Consider the following 15,774-nt stretch of genomic DNA (forward strand, 5'->3'; position numbering starts at 1 on the left):
TTTTGCTCCGGACAATTACTTTCCGGGGGCATCCAGCAAACCTTGAGGGGGGTTTTTCTTAATAGCTTCTGCCACCTGAAGCTGTTCAGGACTCATGCATTCATCAGCCAGGCGCTTGCCCTGCTTTTGATTCATGAGCATCGATTTGTTGGCAATCTGCAACCAGACTGCACCGGCTTTCGCATCTTCCAAACGCACCACGCCAGTGCTTGTTCCGACAGGGGACATGTGAAAGTTAAAACCTGAGCCACTCACCAGGAAGTGGCCCGGGTTCTTGTCGTCCTTGGACACGCTCACATGCTGGCCCAGCTCACAAGCGATACGGCCCGTGTGCACGCGGTCAGCCAGGACCATTTCATCCGCATTCAGCACCCGGGGGGCCAGTACTACGGCGGTAGCCGCAGCAGCGGTGCCTGCGCCAGCCACTGCTGCAGCCTTGCGCGGCGTTGCTGTCTTCTTGACAGTAGTGACTTTTTTCGTAGTCGTCGTAGCTTTAGTTGCTGCGGGTTTGGTGGTGGATGCCTGAGCAGTCGTCACCAAGGCCAGTGCAGGAGCAATTAGCAAAAAGGAGGCAATCAGTTGTTTCATGCGGACTCCAGCGGTCTCAAAAAGTTGATCGTTAAACAAAAACAGCATCTTCATGCTGCATTCCCATCAAACCATTGTCGTGCGTGTTGCGGCAAAGCCATCGCCGTCAGGAATGCGCGCTCTAGCAACTGCCAGTAATAACGGTAACTGGCACGGTCATGCAGCACGCCGTTATAACTAATTGGGGCCCAGTCCTGCGCAGCTGCAGCCACCAAAATATCTGCAGCTTCTTGCACCTCGCTCGTGGCTGGCGCAAAAGCATTCAAGATAGGACGAATCTGCGCCGGATGAATGCTCCACATGCGGGTGTAGCCCAGCTCTGTACAGGCTTTGCTTGCAGCCACTTGCAGCGCTGGGGCATCACGAAACTCTGTGACCACACAGTGAGAAGGCACTTTGCCGTACGCATGGCAGGCTGCAGCGATCTCCAGCTTGGCGCGCACTACCATTGGATGAACGAATTGCCCCTGCACACCCATGGCGGCTCCGGGAATGGCTCCCGCATGCGCGGAGACAAAGTCCATCAGACCGAACGACAGACTTTGTACACGTGCATGGGCCGCGATCTCAAAAGCTTGATGCACCGCAGCAGGCGACTCAATCAAGGCATGCAAGGGAATGTGCCCCCCTGATGCGCGTTCCAGTGCACGCTCTGCCCGCAGGATGTCGTCCACGCTATCAACCTTGGGCAGCATGATATGGCTGAGCTTGTGGCCGGCCTCTTGGACGATGGTTGCAATGTCTTCTTCAAAAGCAGGATGGTCCACCGCATGCACGCGTGCTGCCACACGGCAGCCGGCCTGAGAATTTTTGGCCAGACTGGCCACCAGCCTTGCATGGGCTTTTTCATTGCCAACCGCTGCACCATCTTCACAGTCCAGAGTCACGTCAAATACGCAGGCCCCGAATTCCTGCAGCATCTGAGCCTGCAGCTCGAGGCTTTTGCGCATGCGCACTTCTACACCGCTGTAATGATCACAGACGGGCAGCATATTGGCCGCTGCTTGAGCGCCCAACAAAATTTCGCGGGGATGGGTAGCAGTACGCATGAATAGCAATCGTGAACTGAGCGCACTCAGAGTGCGCAGCCAGTCGACGCAATGGACCAGACAACGCCTCAAAGAAACATCTTTTGCTCAACCAGCATCTCTTTGCCATGCATGTTGTGCAGAAGATTTCTCTAGAGATGCACTCTGCAGCGCTCAGGCACTGCAGAGTGCAAAAATCCGCAAGGGATTTCAGTGCAAATGCTTTACAGCAGGTGCTTCACACCATCTTGCTCGCCTTGCAGCTCAGCCAGGGTTTTGTTGATGCACTCTTGCGAGAAAGCATCAATTTCCAGACCTTCAACAATTTTGTACTCGCCATTGGCAGTAGTCACCGGGAAACCGAAAACCATGCCAGCAGGAATACCGTATTCGCCATTGGATGGCACACCCATCGTGACCCACTCGCCATTAGAGCCCAAGGCCCAGTCACGCATGTGATCGATTGCAGCGTTGGCAGCCGAGGCGGCCGAGGACAGACCACGTGCATTGATGATGGCTGCACCACGCTTGCCGACGGTAGGCAGGAACACGTTGGCGTTCCAGTCCTGGTCGTTGATGGTTTCCTTGACGGACTTGCCATTGACTGTTGCAAAGCGGTAATCGGCGTACATGGTGGGCGAGTGATTGCCCCACACGGTCAGGCTCTTGATATCACCAACCTTGAAGCCAGCCTTGGCAGCCAGTTGCGATGCAGCGCGGTTATGGTCCAGTCGCAGCATGGCAGTGAAGTTCTTCGCTGGCAGATCAGGTGCCGACTTCATGGCGATGTAGGCGTTGGTGTTGGCGGGGTTGCCGACAACCAGCACCTTCACGTTGCGCGAGGCCACGGCGTTCAGCGCCTTGCCCTGGGCCGTAAAGATCTGTGCGTTGGCAGCCAGCAAGTCTGCACGCTCCATGCCGGGGCCGCGAGGACGCGCGCCAACCAGCAATGCGTAGTCAGTATCCTTAAAGGCTTGCAGTGGATCGCTGTGTGCTTCAATACCTGCCAGCAAAGGGAAGGCGCAGTCTTCCAGCTCCATAATCACGCCCTTCAGAGCGTTCTGTGCCTTTTCGTCAGGAATTTCGAGCAGTTGCAGAATAACGGGCTGGTCTTTCCCAAGCATTTCGCCGGATGCGATGCGAAACAACAGGGCGTAACCGATTTGACCTGCGGCGCCAGTGACGGCAACTCGGACGGGCTTCTTGCTCATGGTGAAAACTCCAGATTTTCGGAAAAAAACAGTTGTCGGTGCACTGTCGCTCCAGCATCTGTAACCAGTAGCCCGTGCTCCGTAAACAGTCCACAAGTGTACTCTTGATTTTGTCTGCCAGTCAATTTGTCTTATGTCTTATATAAGATATGATCACCCCCGAGTTCAAACAGCACGCACGGGCTCAAAATTTGCATCCGGTGGCCTTGAACTTTCGAACATCCTTATGTCCTCATCGCAACCTTCTTCTCCTGACAGCGCTTTTGGTTCTTCCACCAATGCAACCGTAGCGCTCACGCCAGCTTTCAGTCCGCTGTACCAGCAAATCAAAGGATTGATTCTTCAAAGCCTGCAAGCTGGCGAATGGCGTCCGGGAGAGTTGATTCCCAGCGAAATGGAGCTGGCTGCACGATTCAAAGTCAGCCAAGGCACTGTGCGCAAAGCCATTGACGAATTAGCCGCTGAAAATTTAGTCATGCGCCGTCAAGGCAAAGGCACTTTTGTAGCCACCCATTCCGCACAGCAAGTCCAGTATCGTTTTCTGAAACTGCACCCCGATGTCGGAGACCTTGAAGGCGAAGGCCGCGCTCACCGCACGATTTTGGAATGCAAACGCCTGCGTGCACCTGCAGAAATTGCACGCCTTTTGGCGTTGCGCAGTGGAGACACCGTGGTGCAGGTGCGCCGCGTTCTGGCGTTCAGCGGTATTCCGACTATTTTGGAAGACATTTGGCTGCCCGGTCATGCGTTCAAAGGACTGACAGCCGAACAGATGGCCACTTACAAAGGCCCCACCTACGCCATGTTTGAAGCAGATTTTGGCGTGCGCATGGTGCGTGCCGATGAAAAGCTGCGCGCCGTATTACCCGATGAAGCCCAGGCTGAGTTACTTAACGTGTCTACACTCACCCCTTTACTGAGTGTGGAGCGACTTGCCTATACGTACAACGATATTCCCATGGAGTTACGACGCGGAATCTACAGAACAGACACGCATCACTATAAGAACGCCCTGAACTAACTTCATAGTTCTCAAGGCGATAGAAGGAAACAATCGCGCAGGCACAGCCCGACGACTGTGCGAGTGCAATAGAATTTTGGATCTTTTGCACCGCGCGATTACCACGCAGTTACATCCACGAAAGTCCCCCGCCATGACAGAGCTTGCAAAAAAGAAGCGGCCAGAGTTCCGCAATATCCACGCATTACAAGACTTACCGTCCTATCGCTTACCCCCGGCCGGTATTGTTTCGATCTTGCACCGCATCAGCGGTGTGATCATGTTCTTGCTGCTGCCCTTCATCCTCTGGATGTTCGACGCCTCGCTGTCGTCGGAATTCTCGTTTGCCAAATTCAAGGCAGTTTTCAATGAAGGCTGTGGCTTTGTGCCCGGCTGGTTCATCAAGCTGATCGCCTTGGCCATCATCTGGGCTTACCTGCACCACCTGATCGCAGGCCTGCGTCACCTGTTCATGGATATGAACCACGCAGCAGTCACCAAAGAATTTGGTCACTCATCTGCACTGACCGTTCTCGCTCTGAGCATTGGCCTGACCGTTGTGTTGGGTGCCAAGTTGTTCGGCCTGTACTGATCCGTCCAAGCACGATAAGGAAACATCATGTCCGTGAATTACGGTTCTAAGCGCACTGTAGTTGGTGCCCACTATGGCATTCGTGACTGGCTGGTCCAGCGCGTGACCGCTGCTTTGATGGTGCTGTTCACCATCGTTGTTCTGGCTCAACTGGTCTTCGCCCAAGGCGAACTGGGCTACGAACTGTGGGCAGGCATTTTTGCCGCTCAGTGGATGAAATTCATCACCTTCGGCGTAATCATTGCCTTGATCTGGCACGTCTGGGTAGGTGTACGTGACGTCTGGATGGACTACGTCAAACATGCAGGCCTGCGCTTAGTGCTGCAGGTTTTCACCATTGTCTGGCTGGTCGGCTGTGCTGGCTGGGGTTTCCAGGTCCTGTGGCGTCTGTGACTGGCAATAGACCACACCCCTCCACGATTGAAGGTTAAGAATGAGCTACTCCAAAGCAAATATCACCAAGCGCAAGTTTGACGTTGTCATCGTCGGCGCTGGCGGCTCCGGTCTGCGTGCCGCTCTGGAATTGTCCCGCGCTGGTTTGAGCGTGGCCTCCCTGTCCAAAGTTTTCCCCACACGCTCGCACACAGTGGCAGCCCAAGGCGGCGTATCGGCATCGCTGGGCAATATGTCGGAAGACAACTGGCACTACCACTTCTACGACACGATCAAGGGCTCTGACTGGCTGGGCGACCAGGACGCGATCGAGTTCATGTGCCGCGAAGCACCCAACGTCGTGATCGAGCTGGAACACTTCGGCATGCCGTTTGACCGCAACCCAGACGGCACCATCTACCAGCGCCCATTCGGCGGCCACACCGCCAACTACGGCGAAAAGCCTGTGCAGCGTGCTTGCGCAGCGGCTGACCGCACTGGTCACGCCATGCTGCACACGCTGTACCAGCAAAACGTGGCATCCAAGACCAACTTCTTCGTGGAGTGGATGGCCCTGGACCTGATCCGCAACACCCAGGGTGATGTGGTCGGTGTCACAGCGCTGGAGCTGGAAACTGGCGACCTGTACGAGCTGCACGCCAAGGCTGTGCTGCTGGCTACCGGCGGTGCTGGCCGTATTTTCCAGGCCTCGACCAACGCCTTCATCAACACCGGCGACGGCCTGGGTATGGCTGCGCGCGCAGGCATTCCTTTGCAGGACATGGAGTTCTGGCAGTTCCACCCCACAGGCGTAGCCGGTGCAGGCGTATTGCTGACCGAAGGCTGCCGTGGCGAAGGCGCCATTTTGCTCAACAGCGAAGGCGAGCGCTTCATGGAGCGTTACGCACCTACCTTGAAGGACCTGGCACCGCGCGACTTCGTGTCGCGCTCGATGGACCAGGAAATCAAGGAAGGCCGAGGCTGCGGTCCTAACAAGGACTACATCCTGATGAAGCTGGACCACCTGGGTGCCGAGACCATCCGCAAGCGTCTGCCTTCGGTGGAAGAAATTGGCCACAACTTCGCCAACGTGGACATCACCAAGGAACCTATCCCTGTGGTGCCCACCATCCACTACCAGATGGGCGGCATCCCTACCAACATCCATGGTCAGGTGGTGACACACGACGGCGTGCAAAACCGTGTGGTCAATGGCCTGTACGCTGTGGGCGAATGCTCTTGCGTATCCGTACACGGCGCTAACCGCCTGGGCACGAACTCGCTGCTGGACTTGCTGGTCTTCGGCAAGGCTGCAGGCAAGCACATCGTGGAATTTACGCGCAGCTTCGGCGACAACCTGCCGGTTCCTGCGGATGGTTCCGATCGCACGCTGGCGCGTCTGAACCAGCTCGACGAGTCCAAGGAAGGCACATACGCCCAGGACATCGCTGGCGAAATCCGCTCGTCGATGCAGACACACGCTGGCGTGTTCCGCACGCAAAAGAGCATGGACGAAGGCGTCACCAAGATCAACGCCATCCGCGAACGCGTGGGTTCCGTGACCTTGAAGGACAAGTCCAAGGTCTGGAACACCGCCCGCATGGAAGCGCTGGAAGTGGACAACCTGATCGAAGTGGCGCAAGCCACCATGACCTCGGCCGCTGCCCGCAAGGAATGCCGTGGTGCACACACTGTGTACGACTACGAGCACCCAGCCGACCACGCCGAGTTCCCGCTGGGCCGTAACGACAAGGAATGGCTCAAGCACACCCTGTGGGACAGCGCCACCAACAGCCTGTCGTACAAGCCTGTGAACCTCAAGCCCCTGACTGTGGACAGCGTGCCACCCAAGGTTCGCACGTTCTAATCCAGCAGCCCACGAGAGAACACAAAAATGAAGCGTACATTCAAACTCTACCGCTACGATCCCGATAAAGACGCCAAGCCCTACATGCAAACCGTTGAGGTTGAGCTGGACGGCCATGAGCGCATGTTGCTGGACGCCCTGGTCAAGCTCAAGGAGCAAGACCCCACCATCTCGTTCCGCCGCTCGTGCCGCGAAGGCGTGTGTGGTTCTGACGCCATGAACATCAATGGCAAGAACGGTCTGGCTTGCCTGACGAACATGAACACCCTCAAGGGCGACATCGTCTTGAAGCCTCTGCCGGGCCTGCCGGTCATCCGCGACATGATCGTGGACATGACACAGTTCTTCAAGCAGTACCACTCCATCAAGCCGTACCTGCAAAGCGACATCTATACGACGACCAGCAAGGAACGCCTGCAGTCGCCCGAAGAGCGTGAAGAGCTCAACGGCCTGTACGAGTGCATCTTGTGCGCCAGCTGCTCAACCAGCTGCCCCTCGTTCTGGTGGAACCCTGACAAGTTCGTGGGCCCTGCAGGCCTGTTGCAGGCTTACCGCTTTATTGCGGACAGCCGCGACACCGCCACCGCAGAGCGTCTGGACAACCTGGAAGATCCTTACCGCCTCTTCCGTTGCCACACCATCATGAACTGCGTGGACGTGTGCCCCAAGCACCTGAACCCCACCAAGGCCATTGGCAAGATCAAGGAGCTGATGGTGCGTCGCGCCATCTAGTCCATGGACGCTATGGACGCAATCCTCGAAGAACGGGAACGCGACTTGCTGCGGTGGCGTAGCCGCCGTGGCTTGGTCGAGAACGACCTGTACATCGAACAATTCTTCGCCGCCTATGGCGATCAGCTGACGCGGAGACACGCAGCTGGTTTGTCTGCCCTGATGGACTTGGCAGACAACGATCTCATGGACCTCTTCATGCGCCGCAAGGAGCCGGAAGGGGACCTGGACACCCCTGAAGTTAGAGAAGTGCTACAGATGGTGCGTAAGCCCGTCTGATTGGCACAACTTGCAAAAAAGGCCGGACAAGATCTGGCCAACCAGAGAAGGAAGTTGGAAATGAAACTCGCGGACAACAAAGCAACCCTGTCTTTCAGCAATGGCGCGCCCAGCGTTGAACTGCCGGTCTACCAAGGCAATGTCGGCCCGGATGTGATTGACATCCGTAAGCTGTACGGCCAGTCGGGCATGTTTACGTATGACCCGGGCTTCCTTTCCACGGCGGCATGCCAGTCCAGCATCACCTACATTGACGGTGACAAGGGCGAGCTGCTGTACCGCGGCTACCCCATCGAACAGCTGGCCAAGAACTGCAATTTCCTGGAAACCTGCTACCTGCTGCTGTACGGTGAGCTGCCCAACGAAACCCAGAAGGCTGACTTTGAAAACCGTGTGACCCAGCACACCATGGTCAACGAGCAAATGCAGTTCTTCCTGCGTGGCTTCCGCCGTGATGCACACCCCATGGCTGTGCTGACTGGCCTGGTGGGCGGCATGTCGGCCTTCTATCACGACAGCACTGACATCACCAATCCTGAGCACCGTGAAATCGCCGCGATCCGTCTGATCGCCAAGATGCCTACGCTGGTCTCCATGGCTTACAAGTACGGTGTTGGTGCACCTTACATGTACCCCAAGAACGACCTGTCGTACGCTGGCAACTTCATGCGCATGATGTTCGGCAACCCTTGCGAAGAGTACAAGGTCAACCCCGTGGTGGAACGTGCGCTGGACCGCATTTTCATTCTGCACGCTGACCACGAACAAAACGCTTCCACCTCCACCGTGCGCCTGTGCGGTTCGTCGGGCACGAACCCGTTCGCAGCCATCTCCGCTGGTGTCGCTTGCCTGTGGGGCCCTGCCCACGGTGGTGCCAACGAAGCCTGCCTGAACATGCTCGAGCAGATCCAGGCCAACGGCGGCATCGCCAAGGTTGGTGAGTTCATGGAACAGGTCAAGGACAAGAACAGCGGCGTCAAGCTGATGGGCTTTGGCCACCGCGTGTACAAGAACTACGACCCCCGCGCCAAGCTGATGCAGGAAACCTGCAACGAAATCCTGGCCGAACTGGGTCTGGAAAAAGACCCACTGTTCGCGCTGGCCAAGCAAGTGGAAAAGATTGCACTGGAAGACGACTACTTCGTCTCGCGCAAGCTGTACCCCAACGTGGACTTCTACTCCGGCATCGTGCAACGCGCCATCGGCATTCCAGTGAACCTGTTCACCGGCATCTTCGCCCTGGCCCGCACCGTGGGCTGGATTGCCCAGCTGAACGAGCAAATGGCTGACCCCGAGTACAAGATCGGTCGTCCTCGCCAGCTGTTCACAGGCTCGGTCGCTCGCGACGTCAAGCCCCTGAACCAGCGTTAATGGCTGTCGCTGCCTTGAAGGCAGCCCGCTTGAACGCCAAAAAGCCCGCATGCTGCAAAACGTGCGGGCTTTTTTTATGCGACCACGTACAGGCCATGCATGCGCGCCATTGACGCACGCCGCTGGCCGTGCATGCGGAGTTATATATTTAATAGCTTAAAACGTATGCAAATCAACAGGTTCAGATATAAAAGTATCTAAAACACTTATAAACACAGCGTTAATAGCTCATTTTTTATAAAAGCACCAGCAAGCTGCCTTCCAAGCAAGGGCTACGACAAACTCAGCCCGAACCGCTACAGTGTGGGCATTGCTCTTTCTTGTCCCTTGCGACACCCCACCGACACCATGGCCAAACGACCCTTACGCCGCCTGCCCCCCCTTCACGACAAGCTCGACATTGCCAAATCCCGCGAAGCAGGCCAACTGGCCGCACGCGTGCTGTCCATGCTCACTCCCCACGTTCAAGCGGGAGTGAGCACCGAGCACCTGGACAAGCTGTGCCACGACTTCATCGTCGATGAACTCAAATGCATTCCTGCCAACATTGGCTACCACGGCTTTCCCAAAACCGTGTGCACATCGGTCAATGAGGTGGTCTGCCACGGCATTCCAGCCGCCAAGGAAATCCTCAAAGACGGTGACATCGTCAACGTAGACGTGGCACTGATCAAAGACGGCTGGTTTGGTGACACCTCGCGCATGTACACCGTGGGCAACGTACCGGCCAAGGCCAAAAAGCTGGTCGACACCACCTATGAAGCCATGGTGGCTGGCATTCGTGCGGTCAAGCCCGGTGCCACACTGGGCGACGTGGGCCATGCCATTCAGACCGTGGCCCACCGCGATGGGTTCTCTGTGGTGCGTGACTACTGCGGCCACGGCATCGGCCAGATTTACCACGACGAGCCACAGGTGCTGCACTACGGCTACCCCGGCCAGGGCATGACACTGCAAGAAGGCATGATCTTCACCATCGAGCCCATGCTCAACATGGGCAAGCACGACACCAAAGAGCTCGACGATGGCTGGACCGTCATCACCAAAGACAAAAGCCTGTCTGCCCAGTGGGAGCACATGGTTGTTGTCACCGCCACAGGCTACGAGGTGCTGACCACATGGCCCGATGGCACCGGCACCTACCCCGCACCGTAAACCTTTGAGCCAAGCCGCAGCACACATGAGCAGCTACTGGTTTCTGGGCATCGCCATCGTCGCTGAGGTGATGGCCACATCCTTTCTCAAAAGCGCCGAAGGCTTTACCCGCCTGTGGCCCAGCGTGATCGTGATCGTGGGCTACGCCATTGCATTCCTGTGCCTGTCTTTGACACTGCGCACCATCCCCACCGGGATTGCGTATGCCATCTGGTCGGGCGCCGGGATTGTGCTGGTATCAGCGATTGCCTGGATCTTCATGGGCCAGAAGCTGGATGCAGCGGCCATCGCCGGCATGGCGCTCATCATTGCCGGGGTGCTGGTGATCAACCTGTTCTCCAAGAGCGTCGGCCACTGACAAGCGCTCATGCTGCCCTGGGCACGTTGTTACCTGTGCCCTGTCATCAACGGCGCATTGCCTGCCGTTTCAGGCTTTTTGTCCAGGGTACATCTACGTCGGCTCAGGCAACACTTTTGAACCAAACTGCTCTTCAGCTCACAAAAAAGCGCTTCCTCAGAAGCGCTTATTCTTTTTTATGGCGCGAAGCACTTGGTGCTGGCAGTGGCCGTCACAGCGCGCTTAAAAGCCTTTGAGCTGGCCCCACTCCTCGAACTCTGCGCGTGTGGCACGCATCGTATTGATGGGGGCCGTCTTGTCTTCGTAGCCCAGCGCAATACCAAAGGTGACCAGATAGCCTTCTGGCACTTCAATGTGCTGCTTGACCACCGCGTCGTAACGGCGCCAAAAGCCTTGGGCGCAGGTAGCCAGCCCTTCCTCTGTGGCTCGCAGCATGAAAGATTGCAGATAGATGCCCAAATCCATCCACTGCACAGGACCCATGCGCTCTTCCGTCAGCATCAGCAAGCCAACGGGCGCACCAAAGAACTGCGCATTCTTGGCCAACTGGCGCAAACGGCCTTCTTTGTCTTCGCGCGGAATGCCGATGCTCTTGTACAGATCTTCGCCATTGGCAAAACGGCGCGTACGGTAGGGCTCCCACAGATTGGAAGGGTAGGACTGGTGGGCAGGGTTTTCTTCCCCCATCGTCTTGGAGACATCATTGAGCATGGCTTGCAGCGACTCACCCGTCAGCGCAGCCACGCGCCAGGGCTGCATATTGCCACCCGAAGCCGCCATGGCCGCATCCTGCATCAGTTGCTGCACCAGTGCTGCGCTAGGCACTTGGGAGGTAAAGGCACGCACGGAACGGCGTTCACGCAAGGCTTGGGACACATCCATGACAAATCAATCCTGTATGTAAAGGGTCAACAAATAAGGCAACTGCTGCAAGCGTACAAGACAGCTGCACACGCCAGCGCCACATTGGCGACGTTTTAAGGGTTGGCCCGTAGAAAAACAAAGAGGCCTTGACGGCCTCTTCGCTGCATGCGGTTGCGCCAGCGGCTACTTACCCAGAATCTGATCGATCTTGGATTTCTCGAAGTGGCCGCCCCGCTCGCTCTCGCAAGGTACGCAATCGGCCTTGAGCTGGGCCGACAGTTTTTCGACCGCCGTCCACAGTTGCTGCAGTTGCTGCTCATGCGTGGCAGCACCTTCAGCCAGGCCCTTCATGGCCTGGCTGACGGGGTCGTCCTCTTGAGTTACGCCATACGCCGTGAAAGCCTGCTGCGGCGCTTTTTGCGGCTTGGCGCTCGATGTCTGCTCACCCATCTCCGTCACATCGGCGCTTTCGCCCTTTTTGGAAGGAATGATGCGCGCAGGAATACCCACCGCTGTTGCACCCGCAGGCACAGGCTTGATGACTACGGCGTTGGAGCCAATCTTGGCATCATCACCCACCTCAAAGCCGCCCAGCACCTTGGCACCCGCTGAGACCACCACGTTCTTGCCCAGAGTCGGATGGCGCTTGCTGCCTTTGTACAGCGAGGTGCCGCCCAGCGTAACGCCGTGGTAAATCGTGCAGCCATCACCCACCACAGCGGTTTCGCCAATCACAACGCCCATGCCGTGATCGATGAAGACGCGCTCACCAATCACCGCACCGGGGTGAATTTCAATGCCTGTCAGCCACCGGCCAATGTGCGAGGTAAAACGCCCTAGCCACTTGAGGTTGTGCGTCCAGCACCAGTGCGCAGGAATGTGCCACCAGATGGCGTGCAGACCGGGGTAACAGGTGATGACCTCCCAGGTGCTGCGCGCCGCAGGATCGCGGTCAAGAATGCACTGAATGTCAGAACGCAGTCGGGAAAGCATCAGAGGCCGTCACTTGTTACAAAAGGGCTGCACAGTTTAGTGCTTTGGCGGCTGGCTTTGCAGCATGGCTTTGGCGACACCGCGCAGGATGTGGATTTCCTCCGGGGTCAGTTGCGCACGGTTAAACATTTGGTTCAAGCGGGGCATCAATTTTTTGGGTGCGGCAGGGTCCAGAAAGCCGATGTGCGCCAAAGCCTGCTCCCAGTGCCCCAGCATGCCCGCCACCTGCTGCATGTCGGCACGCTCTGCAGCCGGTGCGTGTTCCACCACCGGGAACCCGCCCAAGGCCTGGCGCCACTCATAGGCCAGCAGCTGGATCGCACCGCCCAGGTTCAGCGAGCCAAACTGGGGATTGGAAGGAATCGACAGCGCCACGTTGCAGCGGTATACGTCTTCATTGGCCATGCCAAAACGCTCGCAGCCAAATAGCAGGCCAATGCCGGTTTCACCGAAAGCGCCGCTGGCAGCAGTTGCACCAGCGGCTGCATCCGTTGCATCGGTTGCATCCGTCTCTAGCACTGGTGGCATCTTCGCTATCAGTTCACCCCTTACCAGCATCTCAAAGTGCTCGCGCGGGGCACGCGTGGGTGGCCCGAAGTCGCGTGGAGTCATGGCTGTGGCGCACAAATGGCTCAGGCCGTCTACGGCTTCGTCCACGGTCTCCACAATGCGCGCATTGTTGAGCACATCCAGGGCGCCGCTGGCACGCTGGATGGTTTCTTCCTTGCGCAGCACATTGGCCCAGCGCGGGCGCACAAGCACCAGCTCATCAAAGCCCATGGTTTTCATGGCGCGGGCAGCAGCACCCACGTTGCCAGCATGGCTGGTCTCAATCAGAATAAAACGGGTTTTCATTGGAGCTTCGGCCCGCATTGCACATGCAGGCAGCAAAAAACGGGCAAGACGGTTAGAATTTGCGCCCTATTGTCGCTGTCCGCATCGCCGGACGTGCACGAACCCGTTCATCATCCGCGTTCAGCGGTGCACCATCCCAGGTTGTGAGAGTCAAGATTTGAAATTTGGGGGTGGTTCACTGGGCGCCAACTTCACAATTTATGTCGTCTTCCTCCCTGCACCCCATGCTCAACGTGGCCATCAAGGCTGCACGCGCCGCTGGCGCCCTCATCAACCGCGCTGCGCTGGACGTTGAATCAGTTCGCGTTGCCCAAAAGCAAGTCAATGACTTTGTTACCGAAGTTGACAAAGCTGCTGAGCGTGCGGTGATTGAAACCCTGCTGGGTGCATACCCTGACCACGGTATCTTGGGCGAGGAAACCGGCACCGAGTTCGGCAACAAGAACTCGGACTTCGTCTGGATCATCGATCCTCTGGACGGCACCACCAACTTTATCCACGGTTTCCCCGTGTACTGCGTGAGCATCGCCTTGTCTTTCAAGGGCAAGATCGAGCACGCGGTGGTGTATGACCCCACCCGCAACGATCTGTTCACCGCCACCCGTGGCCGTGGCGCATTCCTCAACGAGCGCCGTATCCGCGTGTCCAAGCGCACCCAGCTGAAGGATTGCCTGGTTTCCACCGGCTTTCCCTTCCGTCCTGGCGACAACTTCCGTGCTTACATGCGCATGTTCGCGGAAATCACCCAGCGCACGGCAGGTGTGCGCCGCCCCGGCGCTGCAGCGCTGGATCTGGCCTACGTGGCAGCAGGCTTTACCGACGGTTTCTTTGAATCCGGTCTGAGCATCTGGGACGTAGCTGCCGGTAGTTTGCTGATCACCGAAGCCGGTGGTCTGGTTGGTAATTTCACAGGCGAAGCCGACTTCCTGGAGCAGGCCGAATGCCTGGCGGGCAACCCCCGCGCTTATGGCCAGCTGGTCGGCATTCTGGGCAAATACAGCAAATTTGCAGGCGTGCAAGACAAGATGGATGTCGATGCAGGCATCGCCGCCGACAAGAAAGACGAAGCGGCGTCCAGCAACGACTAAATCGTCGCTTTACAGAACTGCCCAACCGCAAGCGCGCAAGCCTTGCGGTTTTTTTGTGCCTGTCTGACATGCGCCACTGACCTACTGACAAGCCCGAGCATCTGCGTCACTATCCAGGCACATGTGAGCAGGAGGTTCCGGTGGAATACAAGGACTACTACAAGATCCTCGGCGTTGCCAAAGACGCCAGCGCGGATGAAATCAAAAAAGCCTATCGCAAGATGGCGCGCAAATACCACCCAGACATCAGCAAAGAGCCTGATGCTGCACTGCGCATGGCCGAAGTCAATGAAGCCAATGCCGTACTGTCAGACGCAGAAAAACGCAAAGCCTATGACCAGCTGGGCGATGCCAGCCAGTTTGCCCACAGCGGTGCCGGGCACGCCTCAGGCTTTCAGGCACCGCCCGGCTGGGATGGGCAGAACTTTCACTTTCACCACAGCAGTACAGATGCCGACAACGCCGACTACAGCAGCTTTTTTGAAGAGCTGTTTGGTCGTGGGCAGCGCGCACGCCGCAGTGGGCCGCCACCGGATATGCGAGGGCAGGACCAGCACTCATCCATTGAACTGGAAGTACCCGACAGCTACAGCGGCGGCATGCGCGTATTGCGCCTGCGTGGTGTGCGCCTGGATGCACAGGGCCACGCCGTAGAAGACGAGCGTGAACTGCAAGTGACCATTCCCAAAGGGGTGTACGAGGGCCAGATGATTCGCCTGGCCGGGCAAGGTGCACCCGGCTACGGCAAAGGACAGGCCGGTGATTTGCTGCTGGAGGTGCGCTTCAAGGACGACAAACGCTGGCACACCCAGGGCAAAGATGTGTATCAGCAACTGCCTTTAGCACCTTGGGAGGCCGCTCTGGGTGGCCCGGTGGAGTTCAAGACCTTGGCGGGCACGCTGGAGATCAATATCCCGCCTGGCTCACAGGCAGGGCGCAAACTGCGCGTCAAAGGCAAGGGGTTGCCCAGCCGCACCCCAGGAGACTTGTACTTGGTCATACAAATCATCGTCCCCCCCGTGTTTGACGACAACCAGCGCAAAGCCTACGAATCACTGTCCAAAGCCTTTGCAGGGCGCAACCCTCGTACAGGAGATGCCGCATGAGCACCCCCTTTTACACTCCACCCGATGTACTGGATGCCCAGGCCCTGACGCTGGAGCAACTGGCCCATGCCTGCCGTATGCAGCCGCAATGGGTGGTCGAGCGCGTAACCACCGGCGTATTGCAGTACGACATTGGCGATGACGCCATGCCACAAGAAGCACCCCCCACCTGGCGCTTTAGCACCCACACCGTGCTGCGCGCCCGCCGCATTGCACAGCTGGAACGCACGTTTGATGCAGACCCGCAATTGGCAGCCATGACCGTCGATTTGATGGAAGAAGTGCGGCAGTTACGCCGTCGCCTCAAAGGCTGAT

At 57.5% G+C, this 15,774-nt stretch carries 18 protein-coding genes; 12 read left to right on the plus strand and 6 right to left on the minus strand.

All coding sequences use genetic code 11. The annotated features are described in order from the left end of the window. Positions 1 to 15 precede the first annotated feature (15 nt). From H9646_RS08040 to H9646_RS08050, 3 genes are all read right to left on the minus strand, one after another. On the minus strand, positions 16 to 588 hold the full coding sequence (locus H9646_RS08040; RefSeq protein WP_191722850.1) for a hypothetical protein: 573 nt from the start codon (positions 586 to 588) through the stop codon (positions 16 to 18). 50 nt (positions 589 to 638) lie between these two features. Continuing rightward, a complete protein-coding gene (locus H9646_RS08045) occupies positions 639 to 1,637 on the minus strand; it encodes an HpcH/HpaI aldolase/citrate lyase family protein (RefSeq protein WP_191722851.1) in 999 nt (332 codons plus the stop codon). Positions 1,638 to 1,840: 203 nt separating this feature from the next. Then, a complete protein-coding gene (locus H9646_RS08050) occupies positions 1,841 to 2,827 on the minus strand; it encodes a malate dehydrogenase (RefSeq protein WP_191722852.1) in 987 nt (328 codons plus the stop codon). A gap of 226 nt (positions 2,828 to 3,053) precedes the next feature. Here H9646_RS08050 and H9646_RS08055 point away from each other — a divergent pair, with 226 nt between their 5' ends. The 9 genes from H9646_RS08055 (at position 3,054) to H9646_RS08095 (ending at position 10,553) form a co-directional block, all read left to right on the plus strand. Beyond that, complete coding sequence (locus H9646_RS08055) at positions 3,054 to 3,848, plus strand: GntR family transcriptional regulator (protein WP_191722853.1); 795 nt, start codon at positions 3,054 to 3,056, stop codon at positions 3,846 to 3,848. Between the two features lie 133 nt (positions 3,849 to 3,981). Beyond that, complete coding sequence (gene sdhC, locus H9646_RS08060) at positions 3,982 to 4,419, plus strand: succinate dehydrogenase, cytochrome b556 subunit (protein WP_191722854.1); 438 nt, start codon at positions 3,982 to 3,984, stop codon at positions 4,417 to 4,419. A 27-nt stretch (positions 4,420 to 4,446) separates the two neighbouring features. Further along, complete coding sequence (sdhD, locus tag H9646_RS08065) at positions 4,447 to 4,812, plus strand: succinate dehydrogenase, hydrophobic membrane anchor protein (RefSeq protein WP_191722855.1); 366 nt, start codon at positions 4,447 to 4,449, stop codon at positions 4,810 to 4,812. A 40-nt stretch (positions 4,813 to 4,852) separates the two neighbouring features. After that, the gene (gene sdhA / locus H9646_RS08070) at positions 4,853 to 6,658 is read left to right on the plus strand and encodes a succinate dehydrogenase flavoprotein subunit (RefSeq protein WP_191722856.1); all 1,806 of its coding nucleotides are present in this window, start codon (positions 4,853 to 4,855) and stop codon (positions 6,656 to 6,658) included. Positions 6,659 to 6,685: 27 nt separating this feature from the next. After that, entirely contained in the window at positions 6,686 to 7,390 is a 705-nt protein-coding gene (locus H9646_RS08075) for a succinate dehydrogenase iron-sulfur subunit (protein WP_191722857.1), read from the plus strand. Positions 7,391 to 7,402: 12 nt separating this feature from the next. Next, entirely contained in the window at positions 7,403 to 7,669 is a 267-nt protein-coding gene (locus H9646_RS08080) for an FAD assembly factor SdhE (protein ID WP_225214064.1), read from the plus strand. A 60-nt stretch (positions 7,670 to 7,729) separates the two neighbouring features. Further along, positions 7,730 to 9,040 (plus strand): citrate synthase, encoded by a 1,311-nt coding sequence (locus H9646_RS08085; RefSeq protein ID WP_191722859.1) that lies wholly within the window; start codon positions 7,730 to 7,732, stop codon positions 9,038 to 9,040. A gap of 348 nt (positions 9,041 to 9,388) precedes the next feature. Then, positions 9,389 to 10,195, plus strand: coding sequence for a type I methionyl aminopeptidase (map, locus tag H9646_RS08090; RefSeq protein ID WP_191722860.1), 807 nt, complete (start codon positions 9,389 to 9,391; stop codon positions 10,193 to 10,195). 25 nt (positions 10,196 to 10,220) lie between these two features. Continuing rightward, entirely contained in the window at positions 10,221 to 10,553 is a 333-nt protein-coding gene (locus tag H9646_RS08095) for an SMR family transporter (protein ID WP_191722861.1), read from the plus strand. Between the two features lie 222 nt (positions 10,554 to 10,775). Here the strand turns inward: H9646_RS08095 and H9646_RS08100 are convergent, their stop codons facing one another. The 3 genes from H9646_RS08100 to H9646_RS08110 all read right to left on the minus strand — a co-directional run bounded on the left by H9646_RS08100 (position 10,776) and on the right by H9646_RS08110 (position 13,265). After that, complete coding sequence (locus H9646_RS08100; protein ID WP_191722862.1) at positions 10,776 to 11,435, minus strand: nitroreductase; 660 nt, start codon at positions 11,433 to 11,435, stop codon at positions 10,776 to 10,778. 165 nt (positions 11,436 to 11,600) lie between these two features. After that, on the minus strand, positions 11,601 to 12,410 hold the full coding sequence (gene cysE, locus H9646_RS08105) for a serine O-acetyltransferase (protein WP_191722863.1): 810 nt from the start codon (positions 12,408 to 12,410) through the stop codon (positions 11,601 to 11,603). A gap of 36 nt (positions 12,411 to 12,446) precedes the next feature. Beyond that, entirely contained in the window at positions 12,447 to 13,265 is an 819-nt protein-coding gene (locus tag H9646_RS08110; RefSeq protein ID WP_191722864.1) for an RNA methyltransferase, read from the minus strand. A gap of 200 nt (positions 13,266 to 13,465) precedes the next feature. Here H9646_RS08110 and H9646_RS08115 point away from each other — a divergent pair, with 200 nt between their 5' ends. From H9646_RS08115 to H9646_RS08125, 3 genes are all read left to right on the plus strand, one after another. Further along, positions 13,466 to 14,353, plus strand: a complete 888-nt coding sequence (locus H9646_RS08115; RefSeq protein WP_225214065.1) for an inositol monophosphatase family protein — start codon at positions 13,466 to 13,468, stop codon at positions 14,351 to 14,353. Positions 14,354 to 14,493: 140 nt separating this feature from the next. Further along, positions 14,494 to 15,459: a DnaJ C-terminal domain-containing protein gene (locus H9646_RS08120; RefSeq protein ID WP_191722865.1), complete on the plus strand. Its 966-nt coding sequence runs from the start codon at positions 14,494 to 14,496 to the stop codon at positions 15,457 to 15,459. Then, the gene (locus H9646_RS08125; RefSeq protein WP_191722866.1) at positions 15,456 to 15,773 is read left to right on the plus strand and encodes a chaperone modulator CbpM; all 318 of its coding nucleotides are present in this window, start codon (positions 15,456 to 15,458) and stop codon (positions 15,771 to 15,773) included. Before H9646_RS08120 ends, H9646_RS08125 begins: the two co-directional genes overlap by 4 nt. Position 15,774 lies beyond the last annotated feature (1 nt).

This window comes from Comamonas avium, from assembly GCF_014836675.1.
Classification (GTDB): Bacteria; Pseudomonadota; Gammaproteobacteria; order Burkholderiales; family Burkholderiaceae_C; genus Comamonas; species Comamonas avium.

Bases quoted from the DNA above. Each gene is read 5' to 3' on its own strand.
- H9646_RS08040 (WP_191722850.1), bottom strand. From the start codon at position 588: ATGAAACAACTGATTGCCTCCTTTTTGCTAATTGCTCCTGCACTGGCC.
- H9646_RS08045 (WP_191722851.1), bottom strand. From the start codon at position 1,637: ATGCGTACTGCTACCCATCCCCGCGAAATTTTGTTGGGCGCTCAAGCA.
- H9646_RS08050 (WP_191722852.1), bottom strand. From the start codon at position 2,827: ATGAGCAAGAAGCCCGTCCGAGTTGCCGTCACTGGCGCCGCAGGTCAA.
- H9646_RS08055 (WP_191722853.1), top strand. From the start codon at position 3,054: ATGTCCTCATCGCAACCTTCTTCTCCTGACAGCGCTTTTGGTTCTTCC.
- sdhC (WP_191722854.1), top strand. From the start codon at position 3,982: ATGACAGAGCTTGCAAAAAAGAAGCGGCCAGAGTTCCGCAATATCCAC.
- sdhD (WP_191722855.1), top strand. From the start codon at position 4,447: ATGTCCGTGAATTACGGTTCTAAGCGCACTGTAGTTGGTGCCCACTAT.
- sdhA (WP_191722856.1), top strand. From the start codon at position 4,853: ATGAGCTACTCCAAAGCAAATATCACCAAGCGCAAGTTTGACGTTGTC.
- H9646_RS08075 (WP_191722857.1), top strand. From the start codon at position 6,686: ATGAAGCGTACATTCAAACTCTACCGCTACGATCCCGATAAAGACGCC.
- H9646_RS08080 (WP_225214064.1), top strand. From the start codon at position 7,403: ATGGACGCAATCCTCGAAGAACGGGAACGCGACTTGCTGCGGTGGCGT.
- H9646_RS08085 (WP_191722859.1), top strand. From the start codon at position 7,730: ATGAAACTCGCGGACAACAAAGCAACCCTGTCTTTCAGCAATGGCGCG.
- map (WP_191722860.1), top strand. From the start codon at position 9,389: ATGGCCAAACGACCCTTACGCCGCCTGCCCCCCCTTCACGACAAGCTC.
- H9646_RS08095 (WP_191722861.1), top strand. From the start codon at position 10,221: ATGAGCAGCTACTGGTTTCTGGGCATCGCCATCGTCGCTGAGGTGATG.
- H9646_RS08100 (WP_191722862.1), bottom strand. From the start codon at position 11,435: ATGGATGTGTCCCAAGCCTTGCGTGAACGCCGTTCCGTGCGTGCCTTT.
- cysE (WP_191722863.1), bottom strand. From the start codon at position 12,410: ATGCTTTCCCGACTGCGTTCTGACATTCAGTGCATTCTTGACCGCGAT.
- H9646_RS08110 (WP_191722864.1), bottom strand. From the start codon at position 13,265: ATGAAAACCCGTTTTATTCTGATTGAGACCAGCCATGCTGGCAACGTG.
- H9646_RS08115 (WP_225214065.1), top strand. From the start codon at position 13,466: ATGTCGTCTTCCTCCCTGCACCCCATGCTCAACGTGGCCATCAAGGCT.
- H9646_RS08125 (WP_191722866.1), top strand. From the start codon at position 15,456: ATGAGCACCCCCTTTTACACTCCACCCGATGTACTGGATGCCCAGGCC.